The organism is Actinomadura sp. WMMB 499 (assembly GCF_008824145.1).
Taxonomy (GTDB): Bacteria; Actinomycetota; Actinomycetes; order Streptosporangiales; family Streptosporangiaceae; genus Spirillospora.
On sequence record NZ_CP044407.1, the window covers coordinates 5,518,301 to 5,541,142 of the forward strand.

Annotated in this window: 25 protein-coding genes and 3 tRNA genes; 26 read left to right on the plus strand and 2 right to left on the minus strand. The window is 72.3% G+C overall.

All coding sequences use genetic code 11. The features are described from left to right. The first annotated feature begins 92 nt into the window (after nt 1–92). The 12 genes from F7P10_RS24730 (at nt 93) to F7P10_RS24785 (ending at nt 8,350) form a co-directional block, all read left to right on the plus strand. Nucleotides 93–641, plus strand: coding sequence for a guanylate kinase (locus F7P10_RS24730; RefSeq protein ID WP_151012663.1), 549 nt, complete (start codon nt 93–95; stop codon nt 639–641). Nucleotides 642–694: 53 nt separating this feature from the next. Further along, on the plus strand, nt 695–1,411 hold the full coding sequence (locus F7P10_RS24735; protein WP_151012665.1) for a MerR family transcriptional regulator: 717 nt from the start codon (nt 695–697) through the stop codon (nt 1,409–1,411). Then, the gene (locus tag F7P10_RS24740) at nt 1,405–2,253 is read left to right on the plus strand and encodes a hypothetical protein (RefSeq protein WP_151012667.1); all 849 of its coding nucleotides are present in this window, start codon (nt 1,405–1,407) and stop codon (nt 2,251–2,253) included. The genes F7P10_RS24735 and F7P10_RS24740 overlap by 7 nt, the downstream gene beginning before the upstream one ends. Before the next feature lie 55 nt (nt 2,254–2,308). Then, a complete protein-coding gene (locus F7P10_RS24745; protein ID WP_151012669.1) occupies nt 2,309–3,076 on the plus strand; it encodes a protein phosphatase 2C domain-containing protein in 768 nt (255 codons plus the stop codon). A gap of 34 nt (nt 3,077–3,110) precedes the next feature. Next, a complete protein-coding gene (locus tag F7P10_RS24750; RefSeq protein WP_151012671.1) occupies nt 3,111–4,238 on the plus strand; it encodes an acyl-CoA dehydrogenase family protein in 1,128 nt (375 codons plus the stop codon). A 104-nt stretch (nt 4,239–4,342) separates the two neighbouring features. Next, nucleotides 4,343–4,418: transfer RNA gene (locus F7P10_RS24755), tRNA-Thr, on the plus strand. Nucleotides 4,419–4,735: 317 nt separating this feature from the next. Beyond that, nucleotides 4,736–4,809: transfer RNA gene (locus F7P10_RS24760), tRNA-Met, on the plus strand. 118 nt (nt 4,810–4,927) lie between these two features. Continuing rightward, complete coding sequence (gene rpmG / locus F7P10_RS24765; protein WP_067812252.1) at nt 4,928–5,092, plus strand: 50S ribosomal protein L33; 165 nt, start codon at nt 4,928–4,930, stop codon at nt 5,090–5,092. A gap of 306 nt (nt 5,093–5,398) precedes the next feature. After that, entirely contained in the window at nt 5,399–5,836 is a 438-nt protein-coding gene (locus F7P10_RS24770) for a MaoC family dehydratase N-terminal domain-containing protein (RefSeq protein WP_151012673.1), read from the plus strand. 2 nt (nt 5,837–5,838) lie between these two features. After that, a complete protein-coding gene (locus tag F7P10_RS24775) occupies nt 5,839–6,264 on the plus strand; it encodes a MaoC family dehydratase (RefSeq protein ID WP_151012675.1) in 426 nt (141 codons plus the stop codon). Between the two features lie 66 nt (nt 6,265–6,330). Then, complete coding sequence (locus F7P10_RS24780; RefSeq protein WP_151012677.1) at nt 6,331–7,407, plus strand: UDP-N-acetylmuramate dehydrogenase; 1,077 nt, start codon at nt 6,331–6,333, stop codon at nt 7,405–7,407. 142 nt (nt 7,408–7,549) lie between these two features. After that, nucleotides 7,550–8,350, plus strand: coding sequence for a GntR family transcriptional regulator (locus tag F7P10_RS24785; protein ID WP_151012679.1), 801 nt, complete (start codon nt 7,550–7,552; stop codon nt 8,348–8,350). 51 nt (nt 8,351–8,401) lie between these two features. Here the strand turns inward: F7P10_RS24785 and F7P10_RS24790 are convergent, their stop codons facing one another. Continuing rightward, complete coding sequence (locus F7P10_RS24790; protein WP_254716801.1) at nt 8,402–9,367, minus strand: adenosine deaminase; 966 nt, start codon at nt 9,365–9,367, stop codon at nt 8,402–8,404. Between the two features lie 319 nt (nt 9,368–9,686). Here F7P10_RS24790 and F7P10_RS24795 point away from each other — a divergent pair, with 319 nt between their 5' ends. The 3 genes from F7P10_RS24795 to F7P10_RS24805 all read left to right on the plus strand — a co-directional run bounded on the left by F7P10_RS24795 (nt 9,687) and on the right by F7P10_RS24805 (nt 12,089). Next, the gene (locus tag F7P10_RS24795) at nt 9,687–10,715 is read left to right on the plus strand and encodes a hypothetical protein (RefSeq protein WP_151012683.1); all 1,029 of its coding nucleotides are present in this window, start codon (nt 9,687–9,689) and stop codon (nt 10,713–10,715) included. Nucleotides 10,716–10,809: 94 nt separating this feature from the next. Continuing rightward, the gene (locus F7P10_RS24800) at nt 10,810–11,319 is read left to right on the plus strand and encodes a SigE family RNA polymerase sigma factor (protein ID WP_254716001.1); all 510 of its coding nucleotides are present in this window, start codon (nt 10,810–10,812) and stop codon (nt 11,317–11,319) included. A 2-nt stretch (nt 11,320–11,321) separates the two neighbouring features. Further along, complete coding sequence (locus tag F7P10_RS24805) at nt 11,322–12,089, plus strand: hypothetical protein (RefSeq protein WP_218040135.1); 768 nt, start codon at nt 11,322–11,324, stop codon at nt 12,087–12,089. A gap of 65 nt (nt 12,090–12,154) precedes the next feature. Here the strand turns inward: F7P10_RS24805 and F7P10_RS24810 are convergent, their stop codons facing one another. Then, nucleotides 12,155–13,366, minus strand: a complete 1,212-nt coding sequence (locus F7P10_RS24810; RefSeq protein ID WP_151012689.1) for a pyridoxal phosphate-dependent aminotransferase — start codon at nt 13,364–13,366, stop codon at nt 12,155–12,157. A 257-nt stretch (nt 13,367–13,623) separates the two neighbouring features. Here F7P10_RS24810 and F7P10_RS24815 point away from each other — a divergent pair. The 11 genes from F7P10_RS24815 (at nt 13,624) to F7P10_RS24865 (ending at nt 22,711) form a co-directional block, all read left to right on the plus strand. Further along, nucleotides 13,624–13,696 (plus strand) — tRNA-Trp (locus F7P10_RS24815). A 120-nt stretch (nt 13,697–13,816) separates the two neighbouring features. Beyond that, on the plus strand, nt 13,817–14,071 hold the full coding sequence (gene secE / locus F7P10_RS24820) for a preprotein translocase subunit SecE (protein WP_151012691.1): 255 nt from the start codon (nt 13,817–13,819) through the stop codon (nt 14,069–14,071). A 341-nt stretch (nt 14,072–14,412) separates the two neighbouring features. Beyond that, nucleotides 14,413–15,159, plus strand: a complete 747-nt coding sequence (gene nusG / locus F7P10_RS24825) for a transcription termination/antitermination protein NusG (RefSeq protein WP_254716802.1) — start codon at nt 14,413–14,415, stop codon at nt 15,157–15,159. A 126-nt stretch (nt 15,160–15,285) separates the two neighbouring features. Then, the gene (rplK, locus tag F7P10_RS24830; RefSeq protein WP_151012694.1) at nt 15,286–15,714 is read left to right on the plus strand and encodes a 50S ribosomal protein L11; all 429 of its coding nucleotides are present in this window, start codon (nt 15,286–15,288) and stop codon (nt 15,712–15,714) included. 61 nt (nt 15,715–15,775) lie between these two features. Continuing rightward, entirely contained in the window at nt 15,776–16,492 is a 717-nt protein-coding gene (gene rplA, locus F7P10_RS24835) for a 50S ribosomal protein L1 (RefSeq protein ID WP_151012696.1), read from the plus strand. Between the two features lie 179 nt (nt 16,493–16,671). Further along, complete coding sequence (locus tag F7P10_RS24840; RefSeq protein ID WP_151012698.1) at nt 16,672–17,586, plus strand: hypothetical protein; 915 nt, start codon at nt 16,672–16,674, stop codon at nt 17,584–17,586. 186 nt (nt 17,587–17,772) lie between these two features. Further along, nucleotides 17,773–18,624: an LppX_LprAFG lipoprotein gene (locus F7P10_RS24845; protein ID WP_254716002.1), complete on the plus strand. Its 852-nt coding sequence runs from the start codon at nt 17,773–17,775 to the stop codon at nt 18,622–18,624. 125 nt (nt 18,625–18,749) lie between these two features. Continuing rightward, nucleotides 18,750–19,622: a DUF6612 family protein gene (locus tag F7P10_RS24850; RefSeq protein ID WP_151012700.1), complete on the plus strand. Its 873-nt coding sequence runs from the start codon at nt 18,750–18,752 to the stop codon at nt 19,620–19,622. Between the two features lie 311 nt (nt 19,623–19,933). Then, complete coding sequence (rplJ, locus tag F7P10_RS24855) at nt 19,934–20,470, plus strand: 50S ribosomal protein L10 (RefSeq protein ID WP_151012702.1); 537 nt, start codon at nt 19,934–19,936, stop codon at nt 20,468–20,470. A gap of 52 nt (nt 20,471–20,522) precedes the next feature. Continuing rightward, complete coding sequence (rplL, locus tag F7P10_RS24860; RefSeq protein ID WP_151012704.1) at nt 20,523–20,909, plus strand: 50S ribosomal protein L7/L12; 387 nt, start codon at nt 20,523–20,525, stop codon at nt 20,907–20,909. A gap of 722 nt (nt 20,910–21,631) precedes the next feature. Continuing rightward, on the plus strand, nt 21,632–22,711 hold the full coding sequence (locus tag F7P10_RS24865) for an ABC transporter ATP-binding protein (protein ID WP_254716003.1): 1,080 nt from the start codon (nt 21,632–21,634) through the stop codon (nt 22,709–22,711). Nucleotides 22,712–22,842: the final 131 nt, after the last annotated feature.

Here is a 22,842-nt window from a genome sequence, read left to right on the forward strand (position 1 = left end):
GGACACCGCCGTGGGGACGACGGCCGTGACCCGCTGTTTCCGTGGGGTTCGCTTGGGGTGCGGCTGGGGCGGGCGTGCGTAGGGTCGGTGGGATGAGGCGTGGGGTGATCCTCTGCGGCCCCCCGGCGGTCGGGAAGGCGACCGTCGCGGCGGAGCTGGTCCGCCTGGACGAACGGTTCGTGCGGCCCCCGGAGGCGGCGGCGGGCGAGCTCGAGGAACTGCGGGCGGACGGACGGGTCGCGGTCGAGTTCCGGCGGGACGGGGAGCTCCGCGCGGTCGATCGGCGGGACGTGGAGGCGGCGGCGGACGCGGGGCGGGTTCCGGTCGTCCGGCTGGTCGAGGTCGCGGACCTGCAGCGGCTGAAGCTCGCGGTGCCGTTCTTCGGCTGGACGAGCGTGCTGCTGTGGGCGCCCCGGGAGGTGTGCGGGCTGCGTGCGCAGCGGCGGGGCGACGCGGACGCGCGGGGCGTCCTCGGGGTCTGGGACGGGACGCGGCGGGAGGTGCTCGCGCTCGAGGATCCGGTGTTCAACCTCGTGGTGCACACCGATCGGGCGGAGCCGGGGGAGGCCGCCCGCCGGGTGGTGGAGGCGCTCGACGGCGGACCGGTGCAGCCCGTGTCGGCCGTCGGCGACGTGGGCTGACGCGGGGCGACGCGGCTTGACCTTGACGCGACGTCAACGTTTTGAATGACCGCATGCGAATCGGAGAGCTCGCGGCCCTGGTGGGGGTGTCGACCCGGACGGTGCGGCACTACCACCGCGAGGGGCTGCTGCCGGAACCGGAGCGGCTCGCGAACGGCTACCGGGAGTACCGGATGCGGGACGCGGTGCTGCTCGCGCGGGTGCGGCGGCTGGTGGAACTGGGGATGTCGCTGGACGAGGTCCGGGACGTGCTCGCGGACGATCGGGGCCGGGACCTGCGGGAGGTGCTGCGGGAGCTCGACGCCGACCTGGCGCGGCAGGAGGACGCGATCCGGGCGCGGCGGGCGCGGCTGGCGCTGCTGCTGGAGGACGGCGAGCTGAACCCGGATTCGGCGGTGTCGCCGGAGCTCGGAGAGGTGCTGCGGGAGATCACGCGGGGCGACTCGAAGATCGCGGAGCTCGATCGGGGGATGCTGGCGCTGGTCGACACCGTGGCCCGCCCCGCGGAGCGCGCGTGGATGATCGAGACGCTGCGCCCGCTGGCGGAGCCGGACATGGCGGCCCGGGGGCGCGCCCTGTACGCGCGGCTGGACGAGCTGGCGGACGCGGACGTGGACGATCCGCGCGTCGCGGAGGTCGCGGCGGAGCTCGTGGCGTACATGCCCGAGGAGCTGCGGCGGGCCATGGCCGAGCAGGACGCGGAAGGGCCGTGGCTCGACGGGATGACCCCCGCGCAGGCCGAGGTGTTCCGGCGGGTGCGGCGATGGTGAGGGTCGCGCGGGCCGTGCTGTTCGGGCTGTTCCCGTTCGAGATCGTGCTGCTCGTCCTGCTGGTGTCGGGCGTGGCGGTGCCCCGTCCCGTGGTGGTCGCGGGGGAGGCGGTGGTGCTCGCGGCGCTGGCCTTGGAGGGGACGGTGGCGTTCCGGCTGTACCGGGCGGCGCGGCGGGACGCGGGACGGGCGGAGGCCGTCCGGCGCGCCTACCGGACGATCGTGCCCGTGCAGGTGCGCAGGGTCATGGCGTTCGACAAGGACGGCATGGTCAGCCTGGCGATGCTCGTGGCGCGCCGGCGGCACGGGGTGCCCGAGGGGGCGGTGGGCGTCCCGTACGCGGGGGCGCAGACGGCGACGATGCTCGCGTTCCTGGCCGCGATGGTGGTCGAGCTGGTCGTGGTGGAGGTGCTGCTGGGGGCGCTCGGCGTGCCGGCGGGGATCCGGCTGGCCGTGCTGATGATCGATCTGTACTCGGTCGTGATCGTGCTGGCGGTCATCGCGGCCTGCGTCACGCGCCCGCACGTGGTGACGGACGAGGAGGTGCGCGTCCGGTACGGGGCGTTCTTCGACCTGCGGATCCCGCGGGAGAAGATCGCCTCGGTGCGGACGGTCCGCAGGTACGACGAGAGCGGGCCGGTCCGGGTGGACGGCGAGCGGCTCGCGGTCGCGGTCGGGGCGCAGACGAACGTGCTGGTCGAGCTGACGGAGCCGGTCGTGGCCGTGCGTCCGCTCGGGAAGCGGGCGCGGGTCCGGTCCGTCCGGTTCTACGCGGACGACCCGAGCCTCGTGGCGTCCCGCACCCGGCGTGACGGGCCCGCCGCCCAGGGGGCTCCGCGGTGAGGATTCGGTGGCGGACGGTACCGGACGGACGTGCCGTGCGGGTAGATCTGGACGCGTGCAGGTGAGCTATGCGAGCGAGGCGACGCCGGGCAGGGAGAACGAGGACTTCGTGGCGGCCGGGCCCGGATGGGTCGTGCTGCTGGACGGGGCCACCGCGCCGCCGGGGGTGGACAGCGGGTGCCGGCACGACCCCGCGTGGCTGGTGCGGCGGCTCGGCGGGCGGATCGCGGCGGGCCTGGCGGTGGAGGGCGGGCGGCCGCTGCCCGACCTGGTCGCCGAGGCGATCAAGGTGACGGGGGAGGCGCACGCCGGGACGTGCGACCTCGACAACCCCGACAGCCCGTCGGCGACCGTCTCGGTGCTGCGGCGCCGCGCGGACGCCGTCGACTGGCTCGTCCTCGCCGACTCCCCGATCCTGTTCGAGTCGGCCGCCGGAGCCGGGGCCCCGCCGGACGTGCTCGTCTGCCGGGACGACCGGGTCGACCGGCTGCCGAGCTACACGCCGGCGGCCGTCCGGGCGGCCCGCAACAGCCCCGGCGGGTTCTGGGTCGCGAGCACGAAGCCGGAGGCCGCGCACGAGGCCCGGACGGGACGGGTGCCGCTGCGGGGCCTGTCGCGGGCCGCGGTGCTGAGCGACGGCGCGTCCCGTCTCGTGGAGCGGTTCGGGCTGCTGAGCTGGGCGGGGCTCCTGCGCGCGCTGGAGGAGGAGGGGCCGGCGGAGGTGCTGCGGCGCACCCGCGAGGCGGAGGCGGCGCGGCCCGCGGACGCCGGGGGGCGGGGCAAGCGGCACGATGACGCGACGGCCGTCCTCGTCCGCTTCTAGACGCCATCCTCGAATCTGATTCTAGAATGGCCGCATGGAGCCACAGGATTTCGATGACGTGCTGCAGTCCGTCCGCCGCTTCGTCCGCGACGAGGTGATCCCGCGCGAGGAGGAGATCGAGGAGACCGACACGATCCCGGAGGCGGTGCGGGCGACGTCCCGCGACATGGGCCTGTTCGGGTACGCGCTGCCGGAGGAGTACGGCGGCCTCGGGCTGTCCCTGAGCGAGGAGGTCCGGCTCGTCTTCGAGATCGGGTACGCCAGCCCCGCGTTCCGCTCGATGTTCGGGACCAGCAACGGCATCGCCGGCCAGGTCCTCGTGCACGCCGGCACGGACGCGCAGAAGGACCGCTGGCTGCCGCGCCTCGCGTCCGGCGAGACCGTCGGCGCGTTCGCGCTCACCGAGGCCGAGGCCGGGTCGGACCCGAGCACGCTGACGACGTCGGCGCGCCGCGACGGCGACGACTACGTCATCGACGGCGCCAAGCGGTTCATCACCAACGCCCCGGAGGCGGACGTCTTCATGGTGTTCGCCCGGACGGGCGGCGAGGGCTCGCGCGGCATCTCCACGTTCCTCGTCGAGAAGGGGACGGACGGTCTGGAGGTCGGGCCGTCCGACGCGAAGATGGGGCAGCGCGGGGCGCACACCGCCGAGGTCCTCCTCGACGGCGTCCGGGTCCCCGCCGGCGCGATGGTCGGCCCGGAGGGCACGGGGTTCCGCACCGCGATGGCGTCCCTCGCGCACGGACGGCTCAGCATCTCCGCCGTCTGCGTGGGGCTCGCCCAGCGCATCCAGGACGAGGCCGTCGCGTACGCGCGGGAGCGCGCCCAGGGCGGCCGGAAGATCGGCGAGTACCAGCTCGTGCAGGGGCTCATCGCCGACTCGCAGGCCGAACTGTACGCGGGACGGTCGATGGTGCTGGAGGCCGCGCGCGCCTACGACGCCGGCGAGGACACCAAGCTCGGGCCGTCCTGCGCCAAGTACTTCTGCTCGGAGATGGTCGGGCGCGTCGCCGACCGCGCCGTCCAGGTCTACGGCGGGATGGGCTACATGCGAGGCGTCGCCGTCGAGCGGTTCTACCGGGACGTCCGGCTGTTCCGCATCTACGAGGGGACGAGCCAGATCCAGCAGCTCGTCATCGGCCGCCATCTGCTGCGCTGACCTGCGGTCTCACTGCCCCGAGCGGGTGCGTGGGGAGGGCGGGGGTTTTCGGTTCGCAAGTGGTGCCCGGGCCGTGTATGGTTTTCACTGCGCGAACGACGCAAGCCCCTTTAGCTCAGTCGGCAGAGCGTCTCCATGGTAAGGAGAAGGTCTACGGTTCGATTCCGTAAAGGGGCTCCACGGCACAACGGCCGCCGTCCGGACTATCCGGAAGGCGGCCTTCGCCGTTCCAGGGCTCGCTCGAATCAAGCCGGGGCCGGGCCGGGGTCGGCCGGGTAGGGGCCGTCCCGTCCGGATTCGCCTCGTGACAGGGGCTGTGGTAGCGTCCCACCGGTTCCAGCGGGGCGATTCGCAGGTCATCGGCGTACCGGGTAACCTGTGAAGCGGCCCGAAGGGGCCACGTGGACATGCGTCCCCGACCACGGTCCGGGAAATGCTGTTCCGAGGTTGCGGTGGGCATCCGGTATCCTTGAAAACCGGTCCACACCGACCATCACGGCGGGGTAGCTCAGTCAGGCAGAGCAAGCGGCTCATAATCGCTGTGTCGCCGGTTCAAGTCCGGCCCTCGCTACTACCCAGGTCTCTCACCTCCTCCGGGAGGTGAGCAGGCTGGGTCCGAACCGCCGGCCGCCCGCACGGGCGGTCCCGGTCCGAAGTTCCTTGTCCCTAGCTCAGAAAGGCACTCCATCGTGGCTGCCACCGACGTCCGGCCGAAGATCACGCTGGCCTGCCAGGAGTGCAAGCACCGCAACTACATCACGCGGAAGAACCGGCGCAACGACCCGGACCGCCTCGAGATCAAGAAGTACTGCCCGAACTGCCGCACGCACCGTGCGCACCGGGAGACCCGCTGACCTCGTCCGCCTGAGGCGGAATCGGGGGATTTCGACTCGAGCGCGGTGGTGCCGCCCGCACCGTCCGGCGCGTCCGGGTGCGAGCGGCCGACCGCGTCTCCTCCCCGGGAGCCGAGCGGAGCGACTTCTTCGCGGCTTGCCCACCTGCACGTACAGCACGACGTCCAGCCCGTCCTCGCCGGTGAGACCCGCGAGGGCGGGCTGAACGTCATTCTGTTACCGTCCGTCCAGATGTTGAGGGACGGGTGCCCGGCGGCGCGGGCACCCGGGCGCGACGCCCCCCGTCGACCTGGAAGGACGGACTGCATGGCACTGAACCGGGATTTCATCGGGCGGAGCTTCCCGCCCAGCGAGCCCTACGAGATCAGCCGCGTCAAGATCCGCGAGTTCGCGGACGCGATCGGTGACGGCAACCCCATCTACCGCGACGCGGACGCGGCCAAGGCGGCCGGGCACCCCGACGTCATCGCCCCGCCCACGTTCCCGATCGTGGTGTCGCTCGGCAACCCCGGCCTCGCCGACCCCGACCTCGGCCTCAACTACGCGATGGTCGTGCACGGCGAGCAGCGGTTCGAGTACGCCCGCCCCGTCCGGGCCGGCGACGTCGTGACCTGCACGTCGACGATCACCGAGATCAAGTCGATCGGCAGCAACGAGAAGATGGTCGTGGAGACCGACGTCAAGACGGTCGAGGGCGAGCTCATCTGCAAGACCTACAACACGATCGTGGAGCGGGGGGCCTGAGGATGACCGCGAAGGTGAACTACGCCGACGTCGAGGTCGGCACCGAGATCCCGGCGCAGACCTACAAGGTCGACCGCGCGGACCTCGTCAAGTACGCGGGCGCGTCCGGCGACTTCAACCCGATCCACTGGCGCGAGTCGTTCGCGAAGGCCGTCGGGCTCCCGGACGTCATCGCGCACGGCATGTTCACGATGGCCCAGGGCGGACGGTTCGTCACCGACTGGGCCGGCGACCCGGGTGCGGTCGTCGACTACGGGGTACGGTTCTCCTCGCCCGTGGTCGTCCCCGACGAGGGCGGCGCGTCGCTGGAGATCAGCGGCACGGTGGAGGAGAAGCTGGACGACGGCAAGGTCGTCGTGGCGCTCACCGCCAGGTCGGCCGACCAGAAGGTCCTCACGCGCGCCAAGGCGGTCGTCCGTCTCGCCTGATCGGGCGCGCGCCCGCCCGCACCGGCCGGGGACGCCCGGCCGGTGCGGACGCGAACGTACGGAGGGATGGACGACGTGGCGGTGATCGCCGAAGAGGTGAACCTGGCCGGATACACCACGCTGCGGCTGGGCGGCCCCGCCCGGCGCTTCGTCGAGGCGACCACCGAGGAGGAGGTCGTCGCGGCGGTCCGGGAGGCCGACGACGCGGGCGAGCCGCTGCTGGTGCTCGGCGGCGGCAGCAACGTGGTGGTGGCCGACGACGGGTTCCCCGGGACGGTCGTGCACGTCGGCACGCGCGGGACCGAGCGCGTCGCCGCCGACGGCGACCGGGTGCACGTCCGCGTCCGGGCCGGCGAGGACTGGGACCCGTTCGTCGCCCGCTGCGTGTCCGACGGCCTCGCCGGCGTCGAGTGCCTCGCGGGCGTCCCCGGACGGGTCGGCGCGACGCCCATCCAGAACGTCGGGGCCTACGGGCAGGACGTCAGCGAGACGATCGTGGCGGTGCGGGCCTACGACCGGCGCGACCGCGCGTGGGTGACGCTCGACCGGGACGCGTGCCGGTTCACCTACCGCGACAGCGTCTTCAAGGGCCACAGCCGGTACGTCGTGCTGGACGTGACGTACGCGCTGCGCGAGTCGGAGGAGTCGCAGCCGATCGCGTACGCCGAACTCGCGCGCAAGCTGGACGTGCGGCCCGGCGAGCGGGTCTCGCTGAAGGAGGCGCGCGACGCCGTCCTGGAGCTGCGGCGCGGCAAGGGCATGGTCCTCGACCCCGCCGACCCCGACACCCGCAGCGCCGGATCGTTCTTCACCAACCCGGTCCTGGAGCCCGCGCAGCTCGCCGCCCTGGAACTGCGCGTCGCCGAACGGCTCGGCCCGGACGCGGCGTTCCCCCGCTACCCCGAGCCGGACGGGCGCACCAAGACGTCCGCCGCGTGGCTCATCGACCGCGCCGGGTTCGCGAAGGGGCACGGCACCGGACCGGCGCGCATCTCCGGCAAGCACACCCTCGCGCTCACCAACCCGGACGGCGGCCGCACCGCCGACCTGCTCGACCTGGCCCGCGAGGTGCGCGGCGGCGTGCTGGACGCGTTCGGCGTGGAGCTCGTGAACGAACCGGTCCTCGTCGGCGTGACCCTCTGATCCAGGGCCCCGGCCCGCCCCGGTCACGTGCGCCGAACGGGCTTCGGGTCCGCGGGCATCAGGACGCGCTCGCGCGGGCATGAACGAAGCGGGCCCTTCGACGTCCGCGGGGGCCGCGGCGGGGTCCGTTGGGGAGTGCACCGTGGCCGTCCCCCTGCCCCGGCACACGCCCGGCGCGCCGCCGGGCCCGCGACCGCCGCACCCGCGACCGGTGGATCCCCGGCCGGTGGATCCGCGCCCGCCGAGTTCGGGCCCGCCGAGTCCGGGCCCGGCCGGAACGCGCCTGCAGCTCGGTGACGAGGTCGCCGCGCGCATCCGCGAACTGATCGTGGACGGGCTCGTCCGGCCCGGCGAGCACCTGCGCCTCGAACGGCTGGCCGCCGAGTTCCAGATCAGCGTCACTCCCGTCCGGGAGGCGCTGAAGTCGCTGCGCAGCGAGGGCTTCGTCGTCCTCGAGCCGCGCCGCGGATTCGTCGTCGCGCCGCTGTCGAAGCAGGACGTCGCCGACCTGTTCTGGGTGCAGGCGGGCATCGCCGCCGAGCTGACCGCGCGCGCCGCCGCCCGCCTGGACGACGCCGCGCTGTGCGACCTCGACACGTTCCACGACGCGCTCGAGCACGCCCGGACCGTCCACCGCCCGGACCTGATGGAGCAGCACAACCGGGACTTCCACCGGCGGATCAACGTGGCCGCCGCGTCCCCGAAGCTGGCCTGGTCGATGGGGGCGGCGGCCCGCTACGTGCCGCGCGGGCTGTACGGGGGCGTGCCCGACTGGCCGCGCCTCGCCGTCCGCGACCACAGCCGGATCCTGGACGCGCTGCGCGCGGGCGACGGGCCCGGCGCGGGCATCGAGATGCGCGAGCACATCCTGCGCGCCGGCGACCTGCTGGTGACGCACCTGGAGCGGCGCGGGCGCTGGCACCCGGACGAGATCGGCGCCTGACCGCCCGACCCGACCCCGCCCGACCAGCCGGCCGCGACCGGCCGGGCGCGCTCAGTTCGACGGCGCGGCCGCGAGCCAGGCGTCGATGCCCGCGAGGAGCCGCCGCCGGACGTCGTCCGGTGCGGCCGACCCCCGGATCGACTGCCGCGCCAGCTCGGCGAGCTCGGCATCGGAGAACCCGTGCTCGGACCGGACGAGCTCGTACTGCCGGGCGAGCCGCGACCCGAACAGCAGCGGGTCGTCGGCGCCGAGCGCGATCGGCACCCCCGCCTCGCGCAGCGCCCGCACCGGGACGTCCCCGGCCGTCGCGGCGACGCCGAGGCCCACGTTCGACGCGGGGCACACCTCCAGCGTCACGCCGCGGTTCGCGATGGCCTCCAGCAGCCGCGGGTCCTCGACGGCGCGCACCCCGTGGCCGATCCGGTCGGCGCCCAGCGTCTCCAGGCACTCGCGGACGCTCGCGGGCCCGAGCAGCTCGCCGCCGTGCGGGTCCGACAGCAGGCCGCCCCGCCGCGCGATCCGGAACGCGCCCTCGAAGTCGTAGGCGCGGCCCCGCCGCTCGTCGTTGGACAGCCCGAACCCGACGACGCCCCGCCCCGCGTACCGGACGGCGAGCCGCGCGAGCGTCTTGGCGTCCAGCGGGTGCCGCGTCCGGTTCGCGGCGATGACCACCCCGATGCCGACGCCGCTCGCCGCCGACGCCGCGCGCGCCGCGTCCAGCACGAGCTCCACGGTCGGGGTGAGCCCGCCGAACCTCGACGCGTAGCCGCTCGGATCGACCTGGATCTCGAGCCAGCCCGACCCCTCGGCGGCCTCGTCCTCCGCCGTCTCCCGCAGCAGCCGCCGCAGGTCGTCCGGGGTCTGCAGGACCGACCGCGCGATGTCGTAGAGCCGCTGGAAGCGGAACCAGCCCCGCTCGTCCGTCGCGTGCAGCCGCGGCGGCCAGTCCTCCACGAGCGCGTCCGGCAGGTGCACCCCGTGCAGCCGGGCCAGTTCCACCAGCGTCGAATGCCGCATCGAGCCGGTGAAGTGCAGGTGCAGGTGCGCCTTCGGCAGCAGCGCCGTGTCCGGACGCGCGGCGCCGCGCGTGACGGGACCCTCACGGGCCGGACGGGCGGGAACGGTACGGGCCTCCATGGACCAATGTTGCCGGACGGCGCGCCGTCTTGAACGCCCGCCCCACCAGGATCACCACACCGGACTATCTCCCATGACACGCGGCGGCCATAACCACCCATGGACATGACCGAAAAAAATGTGATTTCCGTGCAACCCTGCTCACCGTCCGTGCGTAGACGAGGGGCGCAAGAGTAAAGCGGGGCAGAAGGGAATCACGATGATCACGCTGAAGGCCGCCCTCATCGCCGCGTCCGCCGTCGGGACGCTGTCCGTCGGCGGGGGCGTCACGTGGGCGATGACGGGCGCGGACGCCGGCACCGCCGCGACCGCGGGCGCCGCCGCGCCCGCCGAGGACGCGCGCGAGGCCGCGGCGGGCGCCGCGCCCGCCGCCGAGCCGACCTGCGTTCCGACCGGAGCGAAGCTCCCCGAGCCCGGCGCGGCACTCCCGGGAACCGGTGCCGTGCCCGGAACGGAGGGACTCCGCCAGAAGGACGTTCCGGACGTGGACCTCCCGACCGAGGCGGCCGAGGCCGCGAAGTCCAGGGCGAAGGAACTCGCTCGCAACGGCCTCCCCCAGACCGGCGTGCCGACCGACGTGCCGACCGGTGCGGCCGGCGGTGCGGCCGGCGGTGCGGCCGGAGCCGTGGACGGCGCGGCGGGCGCGGCGGGCGAGGCCGTCGACGGCGCGAAGGAGAAGGCGGCGGAGGCGCAGCGCAACGCGGCCGGACTGCCCGCCTGCCCGCCGGACGGCGAGGACGTCCCGGCGGCCGCGCGGTCGGGCGCCCCGAACGCGCGCGTCCCCGCGTCGCCCGCCCTCCCCGACGTGCCCGCGCCGCGGCTGGACTGCCGCGACCTCGACCCGGCCGTCCGGGTCGGCGGCCCGGCGGAGAAGGCGCTCATGCTCACCAAGGGGCTGCGCCACGAGGCGACGTCCCGCGCCGCCCGCGACCTCGGCGGCGAGAAGGTCTGCACGGTCACCCAGAAGTGGACGGGCGCGGCCGGGAAGTGGCTGAGCGTGCAGCGCCTCCAGACGCCGTCCGGCGTCACCGAGAAGGAGTTCCGCCAGGCGCTGAAGCTCCCGTCCGGCGGCACCCCCGTCACCGTCGCCGGGGCCGCCGCGTGGCAGCTCCCGGGCGGCCACGGCGTGCTCGTGTACGACCCGAGCGGCTACTCGCTGCACGTCCACGGCTCGCCCGCGCTCGGCCAGGTGTCCGACGTGGCCACCGCCCTGCGCGAGGCCCGCTGAGCCTCGGGCCCGAAGGACCCGACGGGCGGTCCCGACCGGGAACCGGGACCGCCCGTCCCCGATGACCGTTACCGCACGAGCCGGACGGAGCACAGTGGGGCGTCGAGACGACGAGTCGTTCGTGGAGTTCGTGGCGGCACGCGGCAACGCGCTGCTGCGCACGGCGGCGCTGCTGTGCGGCGCCGGGCAGGACGCCGAGGACATGCTGCAGACCGCACTCGAGAAGGCCTACCGGCACTGGGGCCGGCTCGACGCCGACACCGATCCCGAGCCGTACGTCCGGCGGATCCTGGTGAACCAGATGATCAGCCGGGCCCGGCGCTGGAAGGTGCTGCGCGAGATCCACATGGCCCGCCTCCCCGAGACGCCGGTCATGTCGCCGCACCATTCCGTCGAGCTGAGAGGGGCGCTGATGGACGAGCTGCGCAAGCTGGGCCCGCGCCAGCGCGCGGTGCTCGTCCTGCGCTTCTGGGAGGACCTCTCGGAGGCGGAGACGGCGCGGGTGCTCGGCTGCTCCGTCGGGACGGTCAAGAGCCAGGCGTCGCGGGGACTCGCCAGGCTCCGCGAACGACTCGACACGAACCTGGCGCCGATGGGGGGATGACGATGGACGTCGAGGACGAACTGCGCGGCGAACTGCGCCGGGCCATGGCCGAACGGGTCGCGGGCACGCGGGCGCCGCGGTCGCTGGCCGCGGACGTCCGGCGGCGGCACCGCCGCCGGAAGGCCCGCGCCCGCACCGCCGTCGCGGTGGCCGGGGCGTCCGTCGCGGCGCTCGCGCTGGTCCCGGCCTACCGGTCGATCCAGCCCGTACCCGCCGGGGCGCCGGAGACGACCGCGACCGCCCCCGGCGGTCCCGAGGCCGGGGCCCCCGAGCGCGGGCCCGCACCGGCCGCGCCCGGGCCGTCCGGGTCCGCGAGCGACCGCACGTCCCCGGAGCCCCGGACGGCCCGTCCGAGTGCCGGCACCCCGGACGAACCGTCCCCCGGGCGTCCCGGTGCCGGCGCGGGCTCCCGCCCGTCCGTCCCCGGATGGCTCACGTACCTGCCGGACGGTCTCGCCGCCGAGCGCCCGTGCGCCACCGAGCGCGGCTCCACCGGGACGGCGACCGTGTGCGCATGGCGCGGCGAGCCCGGATGGGTGCGGGTCCGGTTGGTCGAGGGGCCCGGCATCGGCGGCCCCGAGGACCTCGTACCGGTCGCCGGGGTGCCGTCCCGCACGTCCGTCCGCGGGATCCCGGCCCTGGCGGGCGCCGCACCCGGCGACGGGCGGCAGGTCTCCTGGCTGCCGCGCCCGGGCGTCGGCGCGACCGTCCAGGCGGGCGGCGCCGCCGCGGGCGACCTCATGCGCATCGCCGAGGGCGTCCGCCCGTAGGGCACGCGGAACGGGAAAAGGCCCCGAGCCGGAGCCCGGGGCCTTCCCGCCGTTCGCCGTCCGGCTCAGCTCGCCTCGGACAGCAGCTTCGCGACCCGCGACACGCCCTCGACGAGGTCGTCGTCGCCGAGCGCGTACGACAGCCGGAAGTAGCCGGGCGTGCCGAAGGCCTCGCCCGGCACCAGCGCCACCTCGGCCTCCTCCAGGATCAGCGAGGCCAGCTCCACCGACGTCTCGGGGCGCTTGCCGCGGATCTCCTTGCCCAGCAGCTCCTTGACCGACGGGTACGCGTAGAACGCGCCCTCCGGCTCGGGGCACAGCACGCCGGGGATCTCGTTCAGCATCTTCACCATCGTGTGGCGGCGCCGGTCGAACGCCTTGCGCATCTCGGCGACGGCGCCGAGGTCGCCCGTCACGGCGGCGAGCGCGGCGGCCTGCGAGACGTTCGCCACATTGGACGTCGCGTGCGACTGCAGGTTCTGCGCGGCCTTCACGACGTCCGCGGGACCGATCATCCAGCCCACCCGCCAGCCGGTCATCGCGTACGTCTTGGCGACCCCGTTCAGGACGAGCGTGCGGTCGGCCAGCTCGGGCACCACGACCGGCATCGAGCAGAACTCCGCGTCCCCGTACACGAGGTGCTCGTAGATCTCGTCGGTGATCACCCACAGCCCGTGCTCGTCCGCCCAGCGGCCGATCGCCTCGATCTGGTCGCGGGTGTAGACGGCGCCGGTCGGGTTGGACGGGGAGACGAACAGCAGCACCTTCGTCCGGTCCGTGCGGGCCGCCTCGAGCTGCTCGACGCTCACCCGGTACCCGGTCGTCTCGTCGGCGACGACGTCCACCGGCACGCCGCCCGCGAGCTTGATGGACTCGGGGTAGGTCGTCCAGTAGGGCGTCGGGACGAGCACCTCGTCGCCCGGGTCGAGCAGCGCCGCGAACGCCTCGTACACCGCCTGCTTGCCGCCGTTGGTCACCAGGACCTGGGACGACTCGACCCGCAGGCCCGAGTCCCGCGCGGTCTTCTCGGCGATCGCCGTGCGCAGTTCCGGCAGGCCGCCGGCCGGCGTGTACTTGTGGAACCGCGGGACGCGGCAGGCGGTCACCGCCGCCTCGACGATGTAGTCGGGCGTCGGGAAGTCGGGCTCGCCCGCGCCGAACCCGATGACCGGACGTCCGGCCGCCTTCAGCGCCTTGGCCTTGGCGTCGACGGCCAGCGTGGCGGACTCGGAGATCGCGGAGATGCGCTTGGAGATGCGAGGACGGTCAGTGCTCATACCCCTATCGTTACAGACCACGGACGGTGACCCGAGCGATATGTTCCGGCCGGTCGGGCGGTGTCCGGCGACCCGGACCGGACGATCTTCGCGGGTTTCGGTTCGACGCGGGGGCCGCGGAGACGTAGACTCCTGCTCCTAGTGACGCGTCACCGGCTACGAGGCTGTCCGCACGAGCGACCCTCGGGACGCCGTAAGCTGGTAACCGGCACGGGCCCGGCCATCCGGTCGGGCGGTTCTCCGGAAGCGGAGAATGAAGGGCAGTGGCTCAATTGGTAGAGCACCGGTCTCCAAAACCGGCGGTTGGGGGTTCGAGTCCCTCCTGCCCTGCGAGGTGCGGTGCGCGCACCCGTGCCGGCCGCGTCGCGGCGGCCGCCGTGACGCGCGAAGGCGTGAACGGCGGGGCGACCACGAGGTGGTCAGAACACGACCGATGAGGTGAACGGCGGCATGGCGACTGAGACGCGCGGCGAGCCCGAGGCCAGGGACGAAGGCAAGGGCAAGCGGAAGAAGGTCGGAAAGCGGACCTCCCCCGCGCTGTTCGTGCGCCAGATCGTCGCCGAGCTGCGCAAGGTCATCTGGCCCACCCGCCGGGAGCTGATCACGTACACGGCGGTCTCCCTGGTGTTCGTCCTCTTCATGGTCGCGCTCGTCTCCGGTGTCGACTGGGGTCTGCAGGAAGGCATCTACGCCGTCTTCGGCTGATCCCGACCCGCCGGGCCGTTCGGCGCCCGGACCCGGACGTCCGGGACGTTCGCGCGGCGTACGGCCGCCGGACGGACGCACCGCCGTACCGTCGTACAACCAGTCAGCGCAGACCGAGAGAAAGAGAAACCGTGTCCGAGTCCTCACAGCCCTACGACGAGGCCGTGGAAGAGGCCCAGTCCGCTGCGGCTGCTGCGGCCGGCCAGGCGGCCGAGCCCGCCGACGAGGCGGCCGAGGCGGCCGTCACCGCCGGGGAAGGCGAGCCCGCGGACACGAAGCTCGAGGGCGAGGAGCCCCCCGGCCCGGAGGTGGCCGAGGGCGCCGCCGACCTCGCCGCCGAAGTGCGCGCCGAGGACGAGGCCGACGTCGACGCCGAGACGGGTACCGAGGCCGCGGTCGCGGACGCCGCGGAGACGGGCGAGGACACCGGCGACGAGACGGGCGAGACCGAGGAGACCGAGGAGGCCGAAGAGGCCCCCGCCGGGCCGCCGGTCGACCCGTTCGCCGACTTCAAGATGCAGCTCCGGCTCCAGCCGGGCGACTGGTACGTCGTGCACACGTACGCGGGCTACGAGAACCGGGTCAAGACCAACATCGAGACCCGGACGCAGACCCTCAACATGGAAGACTTCATCTTCCAGATCGAGGTCCCGCAGCACGAGGTCACCGAGATCAAGCAGGGCAAGCGGCAGAAGGTCAACGAGAAGGTCCTGCCGGGCTACATCCTTGTCCGGATGGACCTGACCGACGAGTCCTGGGCCGCCGTCCGCAACACCCCGGGCGTCACCGGGTTCGTGGGCCTGCTGAACAAGCCGTCCCCGCTGAGCCTGGACGAGGTCGCGAAGCTGCTGGCCCCCGAGCCCGAAGAGGGCACGGGCGTGGCCAAGGCCAAGGAGCCCGCGAAGGCGCAGGCGACCGTCGACTACGAGGTCGGCGAGTCCGTCACCGTCATGGACGGCCCGTTCGCGACGCTCCCGGCGACCGTCAACGAGATCAACATCGAGGCCCAGAAGCTCAAGGTGCTGGTCAGCATCTTCGGGCGGGAGACGCCGGTCGAGCTCTCCTTCAACCAGGTCTCCAAGATCTGACCGACCCGCGCGCGGGTACGGGCGGAACATACAGCGGCTCCCACACGGCGGAATCGTCCCAGCCACCGTGTCGCCCGGATCTCCGGGAGTCGGAGCCACCAGAAAATGGGACACAAGGGGTAGCGCATGCCTCCGAAGAAGAAAGTCGCCGCCGTCGTCAAGGTGCAGCTCCAGGCCGGAGCCGCGACCCCGGCGCCGCCGGTCGGTACCGCTCTCGGTCCGCACGGCGTCAACATCATGGACTTCTGCAAGCAGTACAACGCTGCGACGGAAGCCCAGCGCGGCAACGTCATCCCCGTAGAGATCACCATCTACGAGGACCGCTCGTTCACCTTCGTCACCAAGACCCCGCCGGCCGCGCAGCTCATCCTGAAGGCCGCGGGCGTGGAGAAGGGCAGCGGCGAGCCGCACAAGACCAAGGTCGGCTCGGTCACCGCGGACCAGATCCGCGAGATCGCCACCACCAAGATGCCCGACCTCAACGCCAAGGACCTCGACGCCGCCGAGAAGATCGTCGCCGGCACCGCGCGGTCCATGGGCATCGAGGTCAAGTAAGTCCGTCACGTGGGAGGGCCGGGCGCGGCCCGTGACCACGAGGTTCCAGGAGGAACACAGAATGAAGCGCAGCAAGGGCTACCGCGCCGCCGAGGAGAAGATCGACCGCGACCGGCTGTACAGCCCGGCCGAGGCCGTGAAGCTCGCCCGGGAGACCGCGGTCACCAAGTTCGACGCGACCGTCGAGGTCGCCCTGCGGCTGGGCGTCGACCCCCGCAAGGCCGACCAGATGGTGCGCGGTACCGTCAACCTGCCGCACGGCACCGGTAAGACCGCCCGCGTGCTGGTCTTCGCCGGTGGCGCGAAGGCCGACGAGGCCCGCGAGGCCGGCGCCGACTTCGTCGGCTCCGACGACATGATCGAGCGGATCCAGGGCGGCTTCCTGGACTTCGACGCGGTCGTGGCGACGCCGGACCAGATGGGCAAGGTCGGCCGGCTGGGCCGGGTGCTCGGCCCGCGCGGCCTGATGCCGAACCCGAAGACGGGCACGGTCACCATGGACGTGGCCAAGGCCGTCACCGACATCAAGGGCGGCAAGATCGAGTTCCGGGTCGACCGGCACGCGAACCTGCACTTCATCATCGGCAAGGCGTCCTTCGACGAGCGGCTGCTGGTGGAGAACTACGCGGCGGCGATCGAGGAGATCCAGCGGCTCAAGCCGTCGGCCGCGAAGGGCCGCTACGTCAAGAAGGCGGCGCTGACCACCTCGATGGGCCCGAGCATCCCGGTGGACCCGAACGCGGTCCGCAACCTGACCGCGGAGCTCGAGACCGCCTGAGCGGTTCCGGCCGGCGCGACCGGCCGTTCGTGCTGATCACAGGGCGTCCCCGTGCGGGGGCGCCCTGTGGCGTTTCGTGGACGGAACGGGTGGATTACCGGAAATCGGGTCCGGAAATGGCCAAACCGATATCTTCAGGCCTTTGTTACCGGCGGGGAACCTGGTGTTGAATCGGGTCCGTGAAGCGTAGAACGGACCGGATCATCGCGATTTCCGCGCTCGGTGCCGTGGCGGTGGTCCCCACGGCCGTCCTGGCGGTGGTGAAGACCGGCGGCGGCTCCGGGCCGGAGGCCGGGACGATGCCGCCCGCCGCCGCCATGGCGGACCGGGAGGCGGCCGGGGAGGGACCCGGCGCCGGCACGCTGACGCCGTCCGGCGGCGCCGTCCCGGGGGCCGGGACGGGCGGCGGTCCGGGCACCGCGGCCGGTTCGGGCGCGGGCCCGTCCGGCACCGGATCGGGAGCGGGCGGGACGGGCGGCGGGAGCGCGGCCGCGAAGGCGGTGCTCCCCGACGAGCAGCCGAAGCCGAGCCCCGACCTGCGCGCGTTCGTCCGCAAGACCGACGTGAAGCTGGCGCTCGGGACGGCCGGCGACTACACGCACGCGACGGAGACCGCGCAGTTCACGCTTTACCCGAAGTTCGCGCTGAACGCGACCGGGGTCACCACCACGGTGAAGGACGGTCAGTCCTCCGAGGTGACCGAGAAGGTCATCGTGCAGGACGGTGTCCTGAAGGGGTACGACGGGCAGGAGTGGACGCAGTCCAAGCTGACCCAGGAGCAGTTGACGCGGCTGCAGACGGGATCGGATCCCCGGCAGTTCACGTACCTGATGGCGAGCCTGCCCGACCTGTTCGCGGAGGGGCCCGACGCGCAGGGCCGCACCCACTTCCTGGCCGACAGCGCGATGGGCGACCTGTACGGGCTGCTGCCGCAGAACGTCGCGGAGCAGGTCGGCCGGGTGATCCCGGGTGACACGGGCGTCGCCGTCGACCTGTGGGCGAACGCGCAGGCGCGTCCGACGTGGATCGGGCTGAAGGCGCAGGCCACGGGCGGTGCGCTGGACGGCTCGATGACGTTCGGCTCGTATCGCTGACACCCGCCCGCCACCTGGGCCCCGGGCCGCTCGTCAGGCCGTTCGTCAGGCCGCTCGTCATCCCGGCCGGTACCCCGCTGGTCGTACCGGACCGCCGAGCATTCGTACCATCGGGGGATGCCGCGTTTTCGCCGCGCCTACAGACTGGTGGAAACGAGCAGGGCGATCAAGGAGGCTGGAAGACCGATGAACCGACGACTCATGGTCGCCGCCGGTGGAACCGCCATGGGAGCCGCGCTCCTGCTGTCCGGCTGCGGCGGGGACGGGTCGGGCGGCACGGCGGCCAACGTGAACCTCAGCGCGAACGAGGCGCTGCTGGCCTCGTCCGAGCAGACGAGCAAGGCCGACACGTTCCAGGCCGACCTGACCGTCACCGGCGAGGGGGACGGCGGCGGGGAGATCCGCGCCAACGGGCAGTTCCAGCTGCGGCCGACGCTGAAGTTCTCGGCGCAGCTGGACGAGGCGACGCGGGGCGGCTCCCCCATCCCGGGCCTGCAGGGCCGCGCGATCTACACCGGCGACACCCTGTACGCGAAGGTCCCGCAGCTCGCCCGGTTCGTCGGCGTCGACAAGCCGTGGGTGAAGGTCGACGTGAACCAGGTGGCGCAGCGCAGCGGGTTCGACGTCCAGCAGCTCATCGACCAGGTGCGGAAGGTGAACCCGGCCGAGCAGACGAAGATGCTCACCGGCTCCGAGGACGTCCGCCGCGTCGGCACCGAAGAGGTCAACGGCGTCGAGACGACGCACTACGCCGGCACCGTCACCGTCCAGGACGCGCTGGAGCAGCTCGACGCGCAGGCCCGCGAGGAGGTGAGCCGCCACATGCCGAAGGACGCCGACGCGACGATGAAGTTCGACCTGTGGACCGACGGCGAGAACCTGCCGCGCAAGCTGGAGACGAACGTGCAGGGCGACCAGGGCCACGCCGGGAAGGTGACCGTCGTCTACAGCGAGTACGGCGAGCCGGTGTCGGTGAACCCGCCGCCCGCCGAGCAGGTCGGGACGCTGTCGCTGGAGAACCTCCTCGGCGGCAACTGACCGTCGCCTGAGAAAAACACCAGGCAGGGCGAACCGGACATACGTTCCCGGCGTCATGAGGATGAGGTAAAGAGCAGCCCGGCTTCGGCCGGGCTGCTTTGCAACGACGCAAGGAGACTTCACATATGATCCGTCGGTTCGCCGCAGGGACCGCGTTGGTCACCGGCCTGACGCTCTCGCTCACCGGTTGCTTCGGCGATACCGGCGACAAGGTGAGCCAGGCGGGCGAGAACCTCAAGCTGAGCGCCGCCCAGGTACTGGGCAAGAGCGCGGAGAAGACCGGCCAGCTCGACAGCTTCCAGGCCGACATCGACATGACCATGTCGGCGCCCGACGGGAACGTCAAGATGGCCGGCAGCATGCAGTACCAGCTGAAGCCGCAGCTGGCGTACAGCATGAAGTTCGACGAGATGTCCGTCGGCGGGCAGTCCATGGGCGGGATGGAGCAGATCCTCGTCGACCGGACCATGTACATGAAGATGCCGATGCTCTCGCAGCTGCCCGGGGGCCCGTCCAAGCCGTGGATGAAGATCTCGCTCGAAGAGGTCGGCAAGGCGTCCGGGATGAACCTCGACCAGCTGATGCAGCAGTCGCAGCAGATGGACCCGGTCGCGAACATGGAGAAGCTGACGGCGTCCAAGGACGTCCGCGAGGTCGGCAAGGAGAACGTGAACGGCGTCGAGACGACGCACTACGCGGGCACCTACCAGATGTCGGAGGCGATCGCCGAGCTTCCCGCCGACCAGCAGGAGGCGGCGCGCAAGTCCATCGCCGAGTCCGGCATCGAGTCGATGAAGTTCGACGTGTGGGTGGACGGTGAGAGCCTGCCCCAGAAGATGACGATGTCGACGCCGTCGTCCGCCGCGGGCGCGATGCAGATGACGATGACCTACCGCGACTACGGCAAGCCGGTGCAGGTCGCGGCGCCGCCCGCGAACCAGGTCACCGACATGGCGGAGATGATGCAGGCGATGGGCGGCGGCCTCGGCGGAAGCTGACGCCGCGGGATCCGAACCCGAGCCGAGGGGGCCGCGCCGGTGGGCGCGGCCCCCTCACCGTTGCGGGACGCGCCGATTTGGTTTAAAGGAGCATCCCCGCGTAAGCTGTTCCGTGCCGAAGACCGCCGGTCGCCGCCCTCACGGGCGGCCGAAGGACCCGAAGAGATTCGGGCGGCCCGCGTAGGTGAGACGAGAGCTACCGCATGACCTCCGCGTCATGTCCACGCCCCGTGCGCCTGCGCCGGGGCGTTCCTGTTTTCCGAGACCTTTTTCGCCCCGGCGGCTTCCCCAAGGTAATCGGAAGGAGGGCCATGGCCAAGGACCACAAGGATGCGGCCATCGCCGAGCTCAAGAACGAGTTCGAGAGCTCGAACGGCGCCGTGCTGACCGAGTACCGCGGGCTGTCGGTCGCGCAGGTCACCGAGCTGCGCGGCAACCTCGGCGAGGTCGCACGTTTTCGCGTTGTGAAGAACACGCTGACCAAGCGCGCCGCGAACGAGGCCGGTGTCGACGAGCAGTTCCGTGAGCTGCTCGAAGGCCCGTCGGCCATCGCGTTCGTCCGGGGCGACGTGGTCGAGGCCGCCAAGGGCCTGCGCGACTTCGCCAAGGCGAACCCGGCGCTGGTGATCAAGGGCGGCTACATCGACGGTGCGTCGATGGACGCCGCGCAGATCACCAAGCTGGCCGACCTGGAGTCTCGCGAGGTGCTCCTCGCGAAGCTGGCCGGCGCGATGAAGGGCTCCATGGCGAACGCCGCCGCGCTCTTCAACGCCCTGCCGACGCAGACGGCTCAGCTCGCCGAGGCGCTGCGCGCCAAGCGCGAGAGCGAAGGCGCGTCCGCCGAATAGGCACCCGCGGTCCCGTACACCCCAGTTTTTCAGCCATAGCGGAGGAAACATCATGGCGAAGCTCAGCACCGACGAGCTGCTCGACGCGTTCAAGGAGATGACGCTGCTCGAGCTCTCCGAGTTCGTGAAGCAGTTCGAGGACGTCTTCGACGTCAAGGCCGCCGCCCCGGCCGCCCAGGTCGTGGCCGCGCCGGGCGCCGCCGCCCCGGCCGAGGAAGAGGCCGCGCAGGACGAGTTCGACGTCATCCTCGAGGGTGCCGGCGACAAGAAGATCCAGGTCATCAAGGAGGTGCGCGCGCTCACCAGCCTCGGCCTGAAGGAGGCCAAGGACCTGGTCGACGGCGCGCCGAAGCCGCTGCTGGAGAAGGTCAACAAGGAGGCCGCCGACAAGGCCAAGGAGGCCCTGGAGAAGGCCGGCGCCTCGGTCACCGTCAAGTAACACGACGGCACGGACCTCACGCACCGGAGCCGTGCGGCTCGGCTCCACCGCGTACGGAAGGCGGTCACCCACCCGGGTGGCCGCCTTTCGCGTGTCCACCTTCGGACGATCCGCCGCCCGCCGGGGACCGGCCCCCGCCCTCCGCCACCGGTTCCCGCACGTTCCCGCGCGTCGGCCCAGGTCGGGCGTCCGGCGGTGAACGGGGGACGGACGCCGGGCGGCCGGGGCGGCCGGTGTTGTCGGAGGCTGCGCAAGGTGCCCGGTCAAGGGGTGCGGTTTTCTGTGCTCGAGTGATAAATGCCCGGTTCAAACCGTGTGCCACGACGGGTTGTGCGGGTCACATACCGGGGCGTAGCGTCCCGTTCTGTGGCTGTGGCCCCACCGGGCCGCTCCCGTAACGGCCGTCCGCCGGGCAACAGCGGGCGGCCGGGCCGTGACCCCCGGCTTGACCCCCCCGGCTTGAGGTGCCGGTTCTTGGACCACTAGTCTCATAGGCGCCGTAAGTAACGATTGTCTTACGACGTCGCATTTGGCCGCTGATCTGGTCCGGGACCTCTTCCATTTGCCCGGAAGGTCGCTACGGTAGTGGCACCCGTCACGGCTACCGGACGGTAGCAAGGGGACGGGCACACGGTGTGACGACAGAGCCTCGGTAAGACAGAGCCTGAGTACTACTCGCTCATTGGTTCGGGATTCCCCCCGGCCTGGACGAAAGGTGACGAGTGGGCGTCGAGATCAGAGTCGAGGGGCTGACCAAGTCCTTCGGCCGCCAGGTGATCTGGCAGGACGTGTCGCTGACCATCCCCGCAGGTGAGATCTCCGTTCTCCTGGGCCCCTCCGGCACCGGTAAGTCGGTCTTCCTGAAGTCGCTCGTCGGGCTGCTCAAGCCGGACCGCGGCCACATCTGGATCGGCGACCGGGACCTGCCCAACCTGCCCGAGTCGCAGCTGTACGAGACGCGGAAGCTGTTCGGCGTGCTGTTCCAGGACGGCGCCCTCTTCGGCTCGATGAACCTGTTCGACAACATCGCGTTCCCGCTGCGCGAGCACACCAAGAAGTCCGAGTCCGAGGTCAAGCGCATCGTCTTCGAGAAGATGGAGCTGGTCGGTCTGCTCGGCGCGGAGAACAAACTGCCCGGCGAGATCTCCGGCGGCATGAAGAAGCGCGCCGGCCTGGCCCGCGCGCTGGTGCTCGACCCCGAGATCCTGCTGGTGGACGAGCCGGACTCCGGCCTCGACCCGGTGCGGACCGCGTTCCTGAACCAGGTGTTCATCGACCTGAGCGCGCAGATCAACGCGACGTTCCTGATCGTCACCCACGACATCAACACCGCCCGGACCGTCCCGGACAACATCGGCCTGCTGTACCAGCGGAACCTGGCGATGTTCGGGCCGCGGGAGATGCTGCTGTCCAGCGAGGAGCCGGTCGTCCGGCAGTTCCTCAACGCCAGCAAGATCGGCCCGATCGGCATGTCGGAGGAGAAGGACGCCTCCGAGCTCGAGGCCGAGGCGAAGATGGGGCACGACCCGGGCAAGCTGCCGCCCATCCCGCCGCAGCAGATGCCGACGAACGGGCTGCTGCGCGCGGGCCAGCACGCGCCCGGCGCGTGGTGCGCCGCGCACGGCGTCGTCCCGCCGCCCGGTTCGTTCATCGACGACCTGGGCCGCAACTGGGTGGAGGAGTGGCCGCGGTACGTGGCGTCCCTCCAGCCGGTCGGCGGCGCTCCCACCGCTCCCGGCGCACCCGGCCAGTTCCCGGGTAGCCCGCCGCCCGGACAGTACGGGGCGGGTGCTGGGTACTGATGTCCACTCCTGGTGTCGGCGCGAACCAGGGCGGTGAAGACGAAGGATCGTCCCGCGTGTCGCTCCGCAAGATCGGCGACGGCGCGGCGAACGTCGCGGTGCGGGAACCGGGACGGTTCTTCGCACTGTGC

Coding starts and splice junctions, on each gene's coding strand:
- F7P10_RS24730 (WP_151012663.1), top strand. CDS start 93: ATGAGGCGTGGGGTGATCCTCTGCGGCCCCCCGGCGGTCGGGAAGGCG.
- F7P10_RS24735 (WP_151012665.1), top strand. CDS start 695: ATGCGAATCGGAGAGCTCGCGGCCCTGGTGGGGGTGTCGACCCGGACG.
- F7P10_RS24740 (WP_151012667.1), top strand. CDS start 1,405: ATGGTGAGGGTCGCGCGGGCCGTGCTGTTCGGGCTGTTCCCGTTCGAG.
- F7P10_RS24750 (WP_151012671.1), top strand. CDS start 3,111: ATGGAGCCACAGGATTTCGATGACGTGCTGCAGTCCGTCCGCCGCTTC.
- F7P10_RS24770 (WP_151012673.1), top strand. CDS start 5,399: ATGGCACTGAACCGGGATTTCATCGGGCGGAGCTTCCCGCCCAGCGAG.
- F7P10_RS24775 (WP_151012675.1), top strand. CDS start 5,839: ATGACCGCGAAGGTGAACTACGCCGACGTCGAGGTCGGCACCGAGATC.
- F7P10_RS24780 (WP_151012677.1), top strand. CDS start 6,331: ATGGACGACGTGGCGGTGATCGCCGAAGAGGTGAACCTGGCCGGATAC.
- F7P10_RS24790 (WP_254716801.1), bottom strand. CDS start 9,367: ATGCGGCATTCGACGCTGGTGGAACTGGCCCGGCTGCACGGGGTGCAC.
- F7P10_RS24795 (WP_151012683.1), top strand. CDS start 9,687: ATGATCACGCTGAAGGCCGCCCTCATCGCCGCGTCCGCCGTCGGGACG.
- F7P10_RS24805 (WP_218040135.1), top strand. CDS start 11,322: ATGGACGTCGAGGACGAACTGCGCGGCGAACTGCGCCGGGCCATGGCC.
- F7P10_RS24810 (WP_151012689.1), bottom strand. CDS start 13,366: ATGAGCACTGACCGTCCTCGCATCTCCAAGCGCATCTCCGCGATCTCC.
- secE (WP_151012691.1), top strand. CDS start 13,817: ATGGCGACTGAGACGCGCGGCGAGCCCGAGGCCAGGGACGAAGGCAAG.
- rplK (WP_151012694.1), top strand. CDS start 15,286: ATGCCTCCGAAGAAGAAAGTCGCCGCCGTCGTCAAGGTGCAGCTCCAG.
- rplA (WP_151012696.1), top strand. CDS start 15,776: ATGAAGCGCAGCAAGGGCTACCGCGCCGCCGAGGAGAAGATCGACCGC.
- F7P10_RS24845 (WP_254716002.1), top strand. CDS start 17,773: ATGAACCGACGACTCATGGTCGCCGCCGGTGGAACCGCCATGGGAGCC.
- F7P10_RS24850 (WP_151012700.1), top strand. CDS start 18,750: ATGATCCGTCGGTTCGCCGCAGGGACCGCGTTGGTCACCGGCCTGACG.
- rplJ (WP_151012702.1), top strand. CDS start 19,934: ATGGCCAAGGACCACAAGGATGCGGCCATCGCCGAGCTCAAGAACGAG.
- rplL (WP_151012704.1), top strand. CDS start 20,523: ATGGCGAAGCTCAGCACCGACGAGCTGCTCGACGCGTTCAAGGAGATG.